Raw genomic sequence first — 12,421 nt, 5'->3', positions numbered from 1 at the left:
TGCCGCAACGTAACCTGGCCATCATGAGCGAGTGCCCGCACGTAGCCGAAATCCCGCGCCCGGAGCCGGAGCCGCTGGCCGAGACCTGCCTCGAATGCCGGGCGGACGGCACGCACCCGGTCCAGCTGCGGCTCTGCCTGGGCTGCGGGCACGTGGGCTGCTGCGACTCCTCGCCGGGGCGGCACGCGACGGGGCACTTCTCCACGACCGGGCATCCGGTGATGCGGACCTTCGAGCCGGGCGAGGCCTGGCGTTGGTGCTTCGTCGACGGTTCGATCGTCTGACGGCTGGGTACGTCAACCCTCCGCGGGTCTCCGCGGCCGCCGGGGCCGGGGGGCACTGGGGATGGGGCGAGGAAGCCTCTGTCTCCGGGGCTCACGGCGACACGGCAGGATGGATCGCGATAGCGTCACGGCGGACCGCGCAGGCTCCCTGCGTACCGCCCGGTTCGGGGGCTTTCCCCCCGAGCCCCGAATGAGCTTGTGCCACCTTGGAGGTGAGGGTGTCCCAGATCGCAGGCGAGCCCGGGACCCAGGACTTCGTGGAAGTCCGGCTGCCCGCTGCGGGTGCCTATCTGTCCGTGCTGCGTACGGCCACGGCCGGTCTCGCGGCGCGCTTGGACTTCACCCTCGACGAGATCGAGGACTTGCGGATCGCGGTCGACGAGGCCTGCGCCATCCTGCTCCAGCAGGCCGTTCCGGGGTCCGTCCTCAGCTGTGTCTTCCGGCTGGTCGACGACTCCCTCGACGTGACGGTCTCCGCCCCGACGACGGACGGCAGGGCGCCGGAGCGGGACACCTTCGCGTGGACCGTGCTGTCGGCGCTGGCCGGAAAGGTGGAGTCGTCGGTCGCCGATGACCGTACGGTCTCGATCAGCCTGTACAAACAGCGCGGCGCGGGGCCAGGCCCGGCGTGAGGAGCGGGGACGCGACGGCCGGCATCCCTGAGCAGCAGGCGCGGCCGAACAGGGTCGCTACGGAGCAGGCGGACCAGATGAGCGAGCACGAGCAGCACCCCGAGGTTCCCGGGACAGCGGGGGCCTCCGAGGCCCCCGCGGCTCCCGGGCCGCGGATCCCTGACGAGGCCGGGGCGACGCCGACCGGGGCTTCGGACGAGGCCGAGGCCGGGGCGACGCCGACCGGCGCTTCGGACAAGGCCGAGGACGGCGACGAGGACGACGCCCTCCCGGACCCGCACGACCGGAGCGGCGCCCGCGCCCTCTTCATCGAGCTGCGCGAGCTTCCCGAGGGCTCCCGGGAGAAGGCGGAGCTGCGCAACCGTCTGGTACGGATGCACCTGCCGCTCGTGGAGCACCTGGCGCGGCGCTTCCGCAACCGCGGCGAGCCTCTGGACGACCTGACCCAGGTGGCGACGATCGGCCTGATCAAGTCGGTCGACCGGTTCGACCCGGAGCGCGGGGTGGAGTTCTCCACGTACGCGACGCCGACGGTCGTCGGCGAGATCAAGCGCCACTTCCGTGACAAGGGGTGGGCGGTCCGGGTGCCGCGCCGCCTCCAGGAGCTGCGGCTCTCGCTCACCACGGCGACGGCCGAGCTCTCGCAGCAGCACGGCCGCTCGCCGACGGTGCACGAGCTGGCGGAGCGGCTCGGGATCTCCGAGGAGGAGGTCCTGGAGGGTCTGGAATCGGCCAACGCCTACTCGACGCTCTCCCTGGACGTCCCGGACACGGACGACGAGTCGCCGGCGGTGGCGGACACGCTGGGCGCGGAGGACGAGGCCCTGGAGGGGGTCGAGTACCGCGAGTCGCTCAAGCCGCTCCTGGAGGACCTGCCGCCGCGGGAGAAGCGGATCCTGCTGCTTCGCTTCTTCGGGAACATGACCCAGTCGCAGATCGCGCAGGAGGTGGGCATCTCCCAGATGCACGTCTCCCGGCTGCTCGCCCGGACGCTCGCCCAGCTGCGGGAGAAGCTCCTGGTGGAGGAGTAGGTCAGGCCTCCTGGCCGGGGCGCCGGATGCCGAGCGCCTCGGTCGTGGCCGGGTTCACGAGGAGGACGAGCCCGGTCACGGCGAGGACGCCCAGGGCGATGCCGACGGGGATCATCGCGCTGTTCGCCTGGAGCATCTGCCAGGCGACGGGCAGGGCCAGGATCTGGGTGATGACGGCCGGGCCCCGGCTCCAGGAGCGGCGCAGCCACAGGCCGCGCGCGGCCACGAGCGGGATCAGACCGAGGGCGACGAGCGTGACCGCGCCCATGACGGCACCGGTGAGGTCGCCGGCCGTCCCGGTCAGGGCGTTCACCGCCATGTACACACCACCGGCGACAAGACCGAGGGCCTCGATCCCGGCGACGGCCGCCGCGGCGGCGAGACGGGTGGGCCGGGGGGTCTGCTCCGCACTGCTCATAGAGGGCAGGGTAACCGGGCCGCCTGGTGCCCCGGGGGCACCGGGTACGGGCCGGCCGTCCGGCCCGATGCCGGACCACCACCGGGTACGGGCCAGCCGCCTGCCCCGATGCCGGACCACCACCGGGTACGAGTCAGCCGCCTGCCCCGATGCCGGACCACCACCGGGTACGAGTCAGCCCGGCGTGTCCGCCCGTCGGGCCTGGACTGGGCCCGGTACCGCCGGGTAGGTACGCTGGCGCTCATGCGCGCACTTCTCGTGGTCAACCCGGCAGCCACCACCACCAGTGCCCGCACCCGTGACGTGCTCATCCACGCGCTGGCCAGCGAGATGAAGCTGGAGGCCGTCACCACCGAGTACCGCGGGCACGCGCGCGACCTGGGCCGGCGGGCCGCCGAGGCCGGGAACATCGACCTGGTAGTGGCCCTCGGCGGGGACGGCACGGTGAACGAGGTCGTCAACGGACTGCTGCACGGCGGCCCCGATCCGGACCGGCTCCCGAGCCTCGCCGTCGTCCCCGGCGGCTCGACCAACGTCTTCGCCCGCGCCCTCGGACTGCCGAACGACGCCGTGGAGGCGACCGGCGCCCTGCTCGACGCGCTGCGTGAGCGGCGGACACGGACGGTGAGCCTCGGGCTCGCGTCCGGGACGCCCGGCACCGAGGACGAGTCCGTACCCGAACGCTGGTTCACCTTCTGTGCCGGACTCGGCTTCGACGCGAGCGTCATCGGCCGGGTCGAACAGCAGCGCGAGCGCGGGAAGAGATCGACCCACGCCCTCTATCTGCGTCAGGTGGTGCGCCAGTTCCTGGAGGAGCCGAACCGCCGGCACGGCACGATCACCCTGGAGCGCCCGGGCGCGGAGCCGGTCGAGGACCTGGTCCTCTCCATAATCTGCAACACCTCCCCCTGGACCTACCTGGGCAATCGTCCGGTGTACGCGTCCCCGGAGGCGTCCTTCGAGACGGCGCTCGACGTGCTCGGGCTGCGCCGGCTCTCCACTCCGGCGGTGGCCCGGTACGCCACCCAGCTGCTCACCTCGACCCCGGAGCGGGGTCCGCGCGGCAAGCATGCCGTGTCTCTGCACGACCTGACCGACTTCACCTTGCATTCGAAGGTTCCCCTCCCCCTGCAGATGGACGGAGACCACCTCGGACTGCGTACGAGCGTGACGTTCACAGGCGTACGCCGTGCACTGCGTGTGATTGTGTGAGTGGAAGGGCCCAAAGTCCTTTCACTCGAACGTTTAGGCGCGCATCCACCCCTTAGAAGTACGGCTGTGACCTAGCCGACACCGAGGAATCAAAAAAAACTTTCCGGAAGGGGTTGTATCCGTTGCTGGGGTTTGGGAGTCTCTTCTTGGCGATCGGGACGGCCCGCAAGACCGGCCTCCACTGAGAGCCAGAACCCCTCCTCAGCACAAGGACCACACCAGTTCTCCTGGCAGTCGGCCCTTCCCTTGCGGGGGGATTCGTGAAAGCGTTCACATTCACAAGCAACTCGCACGAAACACTGAGAGAGGTAGCAGCCATGGACTGGCGTCACAACGCCGTTTGTCGTGAGGAAGACCCCGAGCTGTTCTTCCCCATCGGCAACACCGGTCCTGCGCTGCTGCAGATCGAGGAAGCCAAGGCCGTCTGCCGCCGCTGCCCCGTCATGGAGCAGTGCCTGCAGTGGGCGCTCGAGTCCGGCCAGGACTCCGGCGTCTGGGGTGGCCTCAGCGAGGACGAGCGCCGCGCGATGAAGCGCCGTGCCGCTCGCAACCGGGCGCGTAACGCCAGCGCCTGAGCCACCTGCACAGCCTGAGGCGCGCGGCGCGTACACCGCGTACGCAATCACCGCGCTCGAGCCGCAGCACGCAGAGTAACCCACAGCATTCGAGCCCCGGACCGATTCCCTTCGGTCCGGGGCTCGCTGCTGTGCACGCGCGCGTACGACTACTTCTGCGACTGCACGGGGATGTCGAGGACCACCTTCGTGCCGCGCCCGGCGCCCGGCAGCATGTCGAAGGAACCTCCCAACTCCCCTTCCACCAGCGTCCGTACGATCTGCAGGCCGAGGTTGCCGGCCCGCTGCGGGTCGAAGCCCTCGGGCAGGCCGCGGCCGTCGTCCTGGACCGTGATCAGGAGCCGGGCGTCCGTCCGGCTCTCGCCGCGGACGGCACTGACCTCGACCGTGCCCTGCTCCCCCTGCGCGAAGGCGTGTTCGAGCGCGTTCTGCAGGATCTCGGTGAGGACCATGGAGAGCGGGGTGGCGACCTCGGCGTCGAGGATGCCGAAGCGGCCGTTGCGCCGGCAGCTGACCTTGCCCGGGGAGATCTCGGCGACCATCGCGATGACCCGGTCGGCGATCTCGTCGAACTGGACGCGCTCGTCCAGGTTCTGGGACAGCGTCTCATGGACGATCGCGATCGAACCGACGCGTCGCACGGCCTCGTTGAGGGCCTCGCGGCCCCGGTCGGAGTCCATCCTGCGGGCCTGGAGACGGAGCAGGGCGGCCACCGTCTGGAGGTTGTTCTTCACCCGGTGGTGGATCTCCCGGATGGTGGCGTCCTTGGTGATCAACTCGCGCTCGCGGCGGCGCAGTTCGGTGACGTCCCGGAGCAGGACGAGCGAACCGATCCGGGTGCCCTTGGGCTTGAGCGGGATCGCCCGCAGCTGGATCACCCCGCCGTTGCCCTCGACTTCGAACTCGCGCGGCGCGTAGCCGGAGGCCAGCTTGACCAGGGCTTCGTCCACCGGCCCCCGGGAGGGGGCGAGTTCGGCGGTGATCTGACCGAGGTCCTGGCCGACCAGGTCGGCGGCGAGACCGAGCCGGTGGTACGCGGAGAGCGCGTTCGGCGAGGCGTACTGGACGACGCCCTCGGCGTCGAGGCGGACGAGACCGTCGCCGGCGCGCGGCGAGGAGTCCATGTCGACCTGCTCACCGGAGAAGGGGAACGTTCCGGCAGCGATCATCTGCGCGAGGTCGGAGGCCGACTGGAGATAGGTGAGCTCCAGGCGGGAGGGGGTGCGGACGGTCAGCAGGTTGGTGTTCCTGGCGATGACGCCGAGGACGCGGCCCTCGCGGCGCACGGGGATGGACTCGACCCGGACCGGGACCTCCTCGCGCCACTCGGGGTCGCCCTCGCGGACGATCCGGCCCTCGTCGAGGGCGGCGTCGAGCAGCGGACGGCGGCCGCGCGGGACCAGATGGCCGACCATGTCGTCCTGGTAGGAGGTGGGGCCGGTGTTGGGCCGCATCTGGGCCACGGAGACGTACCGCGTGCCGTCGAGGGTCGGGACCCAGAGCACGAGGTCGGCGAAGGAGAGGTCGGAGAGCAGCTGCCACTCCGACACCAGCAGATGGAGCCACTCGAGGTCGGAGTCGCTCAGGGCGGTGTGCTGGCGGACGAGGTCGTTCATGGAGGGCACGGTGCGAGCGTACCTGCGGAATTACAGCGGCCGTGAACCTGGATGTCCGGGGCTGCGTGTTGGAGGATGGGCCGGGAAACACCGCGTTCCTGTGGATGGACAGACAAGAATGGTCTAGTCCACAATGAAAAACATAGAGCCTCCATCCTCCCCGCACAGGAGGATGGAACGAGGTACCCGGCGCTCTCTGCCCTGACTGCGCCGAGACCTCCCACACGGCCGAGGGACCGCACACCCCCGGCCGGGCGACTCCGGGCTGCGGTGCCGGGCGGGCTGAGGGTCCCGCCGGGCGCCGCGGCCCGCGGGTGCTTCAGGGCCCTTTCGGCCCGCGAGTGCTTCAGGGCTTTCGGCTCGGCTTCCTCTCGGTCTCCCCGCCTCAAGCCGCGGGCCAGGCCCGCATCGCCGCATCCGCCACCGCCGCCAGCTCCTCGGCCGTCGCCCCGTCGCGGGCCTGCAAGGACATGCCCTGGAGGACGGCGCCGGTCAGCCGGGCCAACGCGTGCGGGTCGGTGTCCGACGGGAGCTCGCCCGCCTCCACGTCCTGGTGGATGCGGTTCTCGAACGCGGCCAGATTGTCGTTGCGCCGGACGCGCAGGGCCTCCTCGACCTCCGGGGTCGAGCAGTTCACGGCGGCCGAGATCATCAGGCAGCCGTGCGGATGGCCGGGCTCGGTGAAGAGCACGGCGGCCTCGCGCAGCATGCGCCCCAGGGCGGCGCGGGCGGTCGGCTCCTCGGCGAAGGCCCGGCTGCCGTAGGCCCCGTAACCGAGCGCGTACGCCTCGACGACCTCTTCGAACAGCGTCTTCTTGTCACCGAAGGCCGCGTAGAGGCTGGGCGCGCTGATGCCCATGACGCGGGTGAGGTCGGAGACGGAGGTCGTCTCGTAGCCGTGCTCCCAGAAGGCCATCGTCGCCTGCTCCAGGGCCGTGAGCCGGTCGAAGGAGCGGGGGCGGCCGCGCTGTCTCGTCACCATGGGGTGAATTCTATAGCGCTCGCTATGAATCTTGGGGTACGGTCTTTACGTAACGACCGCTACAGAAAGAGGGGGGCGTCGCCATGGGCGTGCTCGACGGAAGGCTGGCCGGGAAGACGGCACTGGTCACGGGCGGGAGCCGGGGCGTCGGACGCGGGATCGCCGAGCGGCTCGGCCGCGAGGGCGCGCGGGTCGCGGTGCACTACGGGACGAACGAGGCGGCGGCGAAGGACACGGTCGCCGCGATCGAGGCGGCCGGCGGCTCGGCCTTCACGATGGGGCAGGAGCTGGGGGTGCCGGGGGACGCGGCGGCGCTGTGGCACGCCTTCGACGCCCACGCGGACGGCCTGGACATCCTGGTGAACAACGCGGGGATCGGGGCGTCACAGCCGTTCGCGACGATCGGTGACGAGGAGTACGACCGGATCTTCGCGGTGAACACGAAGGCGCCGTTCTTCCTGGCGCAGCTGGGGGCGGAGCGGCTGCGGGACGGCGGCCGGATCATCAACATCTCGACGGGCCTGAGCAGGGCGGCGGCCATGCCGGACCTGATGGCGTACGCGATGTCGAAGGGCGCGCTCGACGTCTTCACGCGCTATCTGTCGAAGGTGCTCGGTCCGCGCGGGATCACGGTCAACGCGGTGGCGCCGGGGATCGTGGACACGGACATCAACGCGGGGTGGCTGCGGGGGAACGAGGAGGCTTGGGCCGGGGCGGCGGCGATGTCGGCGCTGGGCGCGGTCGGGACGCCGCCGGAGATAGCGGACGTGGTGGCCTTCCTGGCCTCCGACGAAGCGCGCTGGGTGACGGGCGACTGGATCGACGCGACGGGAGGCTCACTGGCCTGAGACCACGGCACCCGGGGGGTCCGGCGCGGGGCGCAGGGGAGGCCAGACCGGCCCGACCCGAGGTGCCCGGGGCGGTCCGGCGCGGGGGTCCAGACCGACCTGACCCGAGGCGCCCGGGGCGGTCCGGTGCGGGGGCCCGACCGGTCCGACCAGGGGGGTCGGGTGGGGTTCGAGTGGCTGGTGGGGCGGGGGCGGTCGACGATGGAGGCGGTGCCGTCCGCGGGGCGGAACGGCATGAGGGGAAGGCCTCCCCTCTGCTAGATTTGGACTTAGATTGGTCTATACCACACGGTCCTTTCAGCAGCCCCTCACCAGATCGGCAGGCACAGCGTGGAAGTTGTCATCGTCAAGGACGCCAAGGCCGGCGGCGAACTCATCGCGGACGGCATCGCCGACCTCCTGCGCCGCAAGCCCGACGCGCTGCTCGGCGTGGCCACGGGCTCGACCCCGATCCCGATCTACGACGCCCTTGTCGCCCAGGTCTCCGCCGGCGCCGTGGACGCCTCCCGGGCGCGGATCGCCCAGCTGGACGAGTACGTCGGCCTGCCCACCGGCCACCCGGAGTCGTACCGCTCCACCGTGCTCCGCCAGGTCGTCGAGCCGCTCGGCCTCTCCCCCGAGGCCTTCATGGGCCCCGACGGCTCCGCCGAGGACGTCCTGGCGGCCTGCGAGGCCTACGACAGGGCGCTGGCCGAGGCCGGTGGCGTGGACCTGCAGATCCTCGGCATCGGCACCGACGGACACATCGGCTTCAACGAGCCGTGCTCCTCGCTCGCCTCCCGCACCCGCATCAAGACGCTCACCGAACAGACCCGCGTGGACAACGCTCGCTTCTTCGACAACGACATAGAGCAGGTGCCGCACCACGTCATCACCCAGGGCATCGGCACCATCCTGGAGGCCCGCCACCTGGTGCTGCTCGCCACCGGCGAGGGCAAGGCGGAGGCCGTGGCGCAGACCGTCGAGGGCCCGGTGGCGGCGCTCGTGCCAGCCTCCGCGCTCCAGCTGCACCCGCACGCCACGGTGGTCGTGGACGAGGCGGCCGCCTCCAAGCTGAAGCTCGCGGACTACTTCCGCCACACCTTCGCGAACAAGCCCTCCTGGCAGGGCATCTAAGGGGTCCGTAGAGGTACGTAGAGATACGTACGGCGGACGCGCGCGAAGGGGCCCGGCACCTGGAATCCACCTCCAGGTGCCGGGCCCCCTTCGCCCCCCGTCCCGTCAGGCGCCGGTGCCGACCACGGCCTCCGCCGCCGCGCGGCCGCAGACCCGGGCCGCACCGTGCGTGGCGATGTGCAGGGCCCCGCGGGGCTCCGCCTCGTTGAGGCCCATCTCGACCACGACGGTGTCGGGGCGGGCCGCGAGGAGGCCGTCGAGGGCCTGGATCATCCACGGGTGCCGGTGGGCGTCCCGTACGACCGCGACGATGCGCCGCTCCCCCGCGGCGGCCAGGACGGCGTCCACGGACGGCTCGTCGTACGAGCCGGTCTCGGTGCCGGGGAGCAGGCGCTCCAGCTCGGCCGCGATGCCCCAGGGCGTCTCGTCGCCGACCGCGAAGTTCGCGACCGGGGTGAAGGAGGCCACGTAGGGGGCGTCGGTCATCGGCGTGTGGGGGTGGTGCTCCCCGCGGGTCACCTTGAGGGCCCGGCGGGCGGCCACGAGTCCGATGTCGGTGCCGGGCGCGGTCCCCTCCTGCACTGCCGCGCCCGGCACCGATCCAGCCCCCCTGGCCCGGTGCGCCTGGGTCCAGGCCGCCAGGGCGCGCACGCGCGCCGCGGCGTCGGCCAGCCGCTCCTCGGGCAGTTCACCGGTCCGTACCGCGTTCACCAGCGCGTCGCGCAGTTGCAGCACGGTGTCCTCGTCGCACAGCCCGCCGCCGACGCAGATGGCGTCGGCGCCCGCGGCGATGGCGAGGACGGATCCGCGCTCGATGCCGTACGTCGCCGCGACGGCCTGCATCTCCATGCCGTCGGTGACGATCAGCCCCTCGAAGCCCAGCTCCTGGCGGAGCAGACCGGTGAGGATCTGCGGGCTCAGGGTGGCCGGACGGTGGGGGTCGAGCGCGGAGAGCAGAATATGCGCGCTCATGACCGCTTTGGTACCCGCGGCGACGGCCGCGCGGAAAGGTACCAGCTCACGGGCGTGCAGTGTGGCGAGGTCCACATCGATCCGGGGCAGCGCGTCGTGGGAATCCACGTTCGTGTCGCCGTGTCCGGGGAAGTGCTTCGTGCAGGCCGCGACCCCGACGCCCTGGAGGCCGTCGACGTACGCCACGGTGTGCCGGGCGACGAGGTCCGGGTCGGGGCCGAAGGAGCGGACGCCGATGACGGGGTTCTCGGCGTTGGAGTTGACGTCCGCGGAGGGCGCCCAGTTCAGGTCGACGCCGCACTGCACGAGCCGGCGACCGAGCTCGCGGGCCACGGCCCGGGTGAGCTCGACGTCGTCGACGCTGCCGAGCGCGTAGTTGCCGGGGAAGGACGAACCCTGCTTGACCTCCAGGCGGGTGACGTCCCCGCCCTCCTCGTCGATGGCGACGAGGACGTCGTCCCGCTCGGCGCGCAGCTGCGCGGTGAGGGCGGCCAGCTGCTCGGGGCTGACGATGTTCCGGCCGAACAGGCCGACCGAGGACAGGCCCTCGCCGATGCGGCGGAGCAGCCAGTCGGGGGCGGTGGTGCCGACGAAGCCCGGCTGGAGGACCGTGAGCGCGTCACGGGTCAGGGTGTCCGAGCCGTGTACGAGTGTGGTCATGGGGGTCCGTTATCCCTTCACCGCGCCGGCGGTCATGCCGCCGACGGCCTTGCGCTGGAGGAACAGGAAGACGATGAGCACGGGGAGGGCGAAGAGCGTGGAGGCGGCCATGGTGGCGCCCCAGTCGCTGCCGAACGCGGTCTGGAACTGGGTCAGCCAGAGCGTCAGGGTCTGCGACTCCTTCTCCTTGTTCAGCATGAGGATCATGGCGAACTCGTTCCAGGCGGTGATGAAGCCGAAGAGCGAGGTCGACATCAGGCCGGGCGCGAGCAGCGGGAAGATCACCTTGCGGAAGGCCTGGCCCCGGGTGCAGCCGTCGATCTGGGCGGCCTCCTCCAGTTCGACCGGGACGGCGGCGATGAAGCCGCGCAGGGTCCAGATCGTGAAGGGGAGGACCATGACGAAGTAGATGAGCGTCAGCATGGGGATGCTGTTCAGCAGGTCGTTCTCGCGGGAGATCATGTACATCGCGATGACCATGACCTCCCAGGGGGCCATCTGCGCCATCATCACGATGAGGACGATGCCCTTGCGCCCCTTGAACCTGAGGCGGGCGATCGCGAAGCTCGCGGCGAGGGCGACGACCAGGGCGAGCAGGACGGCGCCGATGGTGACCGTGAGGCTGTTGGTGACGTACGTCCAGAAGAGGTCGACGCCGGTCGCGGTCTTGTAGTTCTCGAACGTCGGGGTGAAGACGAAGACCGGGTCCTTGGTCATGATCTCGTGCTGCGGCTTCAGCGAGGACGAGAACATCCAGTAGACCGGGAAGACGAACACGACGGCGATCACGAGGGCGCCGAGGTTCTTGGCGACCGCACCGACCGTGAGCGGCTTGCGGGTGCGCAGCTTCTGCGGAGTCGGGGTGGTGGTGGCGGCGCTCACAGCTCCTCCTCGTCCTTCAGGATCAGGCGGAAGTAGAAGGACATGACCGCGATGAGCATCACGATCGTCAGGATGGAGATGGCGGCGGCGACGCCGTAGTGGAACTGGCCGACGCCCTCGATGTAGGCGAAGACCGGGAGGGTCTCGGAGCCGCGGTCGGGACCGCCGAGGTTCATGGCGTAGACCTGGGCGAACGCCTTGAAGATCCAGATGATCTCCAGGAACGTCGTGATCATGAAGAAGGACCGGAGGTTCGGGAAGACCACGGCCCAGAAGGTGCGCCAGCCGCTCGCGCCGTCCATCTTCGCGGCCTCGTACAGCTCGGAGCCGATGGTGGTCAGGCCGGCGTACATGTTGAGGGCGACGAAGGGGACGGAGCCCCAGACGAGCAGGATCAGGACGATGACCAGGGTGGAGAAGCCGGTCTCGAACCAGTTGTGCTGGTCGTAGCCGGAGAAGCCCAGCGTGCGCATCAGCCAGTTGACGACGCCGAACTGCTCGTCGAAGAGCCAGCGGAAGACCGTGACGGAGGCGACGATCGGCATGGCCCAGGCGAACATCAGGGCCAGCGAGAGGACCAGTCGCATCTTCTTGCCGAGGCGGTTGAGCAGCAGGCCGATGGCCGTGCCGATCGCCATGATCAGCGCGACGTTGACGGCGGTGAAGACGACGCTTCGGACGACGACGGTCCAGAAGTCCCCGTCGCCGAGGAGGTCCGTGTAGTTGTCGAAGCCGGTCCAGACCGTCTCGCGGGTGATGAACTCCTTCCGGTTGACCTGCTGGAAGGAGAGGATCACATTGCGGATCAGCGGGTAGAGCAGCAGCACCGCCATGGACAGCAGGGCCGGCGCGACGAGCAGGTACGGCAGCACCCCGCTGGGCAGGGAGCGTCTGCCGCGTGGAGGCTGAAGGACTTCCTTCGGGCCCGAAGAGGGTGGCGGAGTCTGAGACTTCCCTGCCGCCCTCCCGGGCGCGTCCTGGGGACCGGCGGTCGCCGTCCCCTGGGAGTCCACGGTCATGGTCTTATTCCTCGCGGTTCTGGGGCTCCCGCGCCCACCGGGGCACGGCCCGGGGGGAGCGGGCCGCTGATCACTGCATCGCTGCAACGCGCCGGTGGGGGGGGGGGGGGGGGGGGGGGGGGGGGGGGGGGGGAGGGGGGGGGGGGGGGGGGGGTGGGGATTGTTGTGGGCTTC

13 protein-coding genes are annotated in these 12,421 nt (G+C 70.8%); 7 read left to right on the top strand and 6 right to left on the bottom strand.

The features are described from left to right. Positions 1 to 23 precede the first annotated feature (23 nt). The 3 genes from ACZ7HT_RS22200 to ACZ7HT_RS22190 all read left to right on the top strand — a co-directional run bounded on the left by ACZ7HT_RS22200 (position 24) and on the right by ACZ7HT_RS22190 (position 1,947). Positions 24 to 284: a UBP-type zinc finger domain-containing protein gene (locus ACZ7HT_RS22200; protein WP_471168428.1), complete on the top strand. Its 261-nt coding sequence runs from the start codon at positions 24 to 26 to the stop codon at positions 282 to 284. A 218-nt stretch (positions 285 to 502) separates the two neighbouring features. After that, on the top strand, positions 503 to 916 hold the full coding sequence (locus ACZ7HT_RS22195; protein ID WP_019889334.1) for an ATP-binding protein: 414 nt from the start codon (positions 503 to 505) through the stop codon (positions 914 to 916). A gap of 77 nt (positions 917 to 993) precedes the next feature. Further along, entirely contained in the window at positions 994 to 1,947 is a 954-nt protein-coding gene (locus ACZ7HT_RS22190) for an RNA polymerase sigma factor SigF (protein ID WP_471168425.1), read from the top strand. A 1-nt stretch (position 1,948) separates the two neighbouring features. Here ACZ7HT_RS22190 and ACZ7HT_RS22185 read toward each other — a convergent pair whose 3' ends face one another. Next, the gene (locus tag ACZ7HT_RS22185; protein ID WP_471168423.1) at positions 1,949 to 2,365 is read right to left on the bottom strand and encodes a hypothetical protein; all 417 of its coding nucleotides are present in this window, start codon (positions 2,363 to 2,365) and stop codon (positions 1,949 to 1,951) included. Between the two features lie 243 nt (positions 2,366 to 2,608). Between ACZ7HT_RS22185 and ACZ7HT_RS22180 the strand changes: the two genes are divergently transcribed. After that, positions 2,609 to 3,577, top strand: a complete 969-nt coding sequence (locus ACZ7HT_RS22180) for a diacylglycerol/lipid kinase family protein (protein WP_116158909.1) — start codon at positions 2,609 to 2,611, stop codon at positions 3,575 to 3,577. A gap of 317 nt (positions 3,578 to 3,894) precedes the next feature. Further along, positions 3,895 to 4,152, top strand: coding sequence for a WhiB family transcriptional regulator (locus ACZ7HT_RS22175; protein WP_003953983.1), 258 nt, complete (start codon positions 3,895 to 3,897; stop codon positions 4,150 to 4,152). A 149-nt stretch (positions 4,153 to 4,301) separates the two neighbouring features. Here the strand turns inward: ACZ7HT_RS22175 and ACZ7HT_RS22170 are convergent, their stop codons facing one another. Continuing rightward, positions 4,302 to 5,768, bottom strand: coding sequence for a sensor histidine kinase (locus tag ACZ7HT_RS22170; RefSeq protein WP_471168824.1), 1,467 nt, complete (start codon positions 5,766 to 5,768; stop codon positions 4,302 to 4,304). Positions 5,769 to 6,153: 385 nt separating this feature from the next. Further along, positions 6,154 to 6,750, bottom strand: a complete 597-nt coding sequence (locus ACZ7HT_RS22165; protein WP_471168420.1) for a TetR/AcrR family transcriptional regulator — start codon at positions 6,748 to 6,750, stop codon at positions 6,154 to 6,156. A gap of 83 nt (positions 6,751 to 6,833) precedes the next feature. On the opposite strand from ACZ7HT_RS22165, the gene ACZ7HT_RS22160 reads away from it, so the two are divergent. Then, on the top strand, positions 6,834 to 7,598 hold the full coding sequence (locus ACZ7HT_RS22160) for an SDR family oxidoreductase (RefSeq protein ID WP_471168417.1): 765 nt from the start codon (positions 6,834 to 6,836) through the stop codon (positions 7,596 to 7,598). Between the two features lie 330 nt (positions 7,599 to 7,928). Beyond that, positions 7,929 to 8,714: a glucosamine-6-phosphate deaminase gene (gene nagB / locus ACZ7HT_RS22155; RefSeq protein WP_471168414.1), complete on the top strand. Its 786-nt coding sequence runs from the start codon at positions 7,929 to 7,931 to the stop codon at positions 8,712 to 8,714. Between the two features lie 105 nt (positions 8,715 to 8,819). Here the strand turns inward: nagB and ACZ7HT_RS22150 are convergent, their stop codons facing one another. The 3 genes from ACZ7HT_RS22150 to ACZ7HT_RS22140 are packed head-to-tail and all read right to left on the bottom strand — an operon-like array spanning position 8,820 to position 12,247. Further along, the gene (locus tag ACZ7HT_RS22150) at positions 8,820 to 10,346 is read right to left on the bottom strand and encodes a glycoside hydrolase family 3 protein (protein ID WP_471168411.1); all 1,527 of its coding nucleotides are present in this window, start codon (positions 10,344 to 10,346) and stop codon (positions 8,820 to 8,822) included. 9 nt (positions 10,347 to 10,355) lie between these two features. After that, positions 10,356 to 11,192 carry a carbohydrate ABC transporter permease gene (locus tag ACZ7HT_RS22145; protein ID WP_471168822.1) on the bottom strand — a complete coding sequence of 279 codons (837 nt, stop codon included), beginning with the start codon at positions 11,190 to 11,192 and terminating at the stop codon, positions 10,356 to 10,358. 32 nt (positions 11,193 to 11,224) lie between these two features. Then, on the bottom strand, positions 11,225 to 12,247 hold the full coding sequence (locus tag ACZ7HT_RS22140) for a carbohydrate ABC transporter permease (RefSeq protein ID WP_471168408.1): 1,023 nt from the start codon (positions 12,245 to 12,247) through the stop codon (positions 11,225 to 11,227). Positions 12,248 to 12,421: the final 174 nt, after the last annotated feature.

The organism is Streptomyces sp. NPDC037410 (assembly GCF_055602235.1).
Note: the sequence above shows the minus strand (reverse complement) of the source record. Positions and strands in the feature narration are given on the sequence as shown.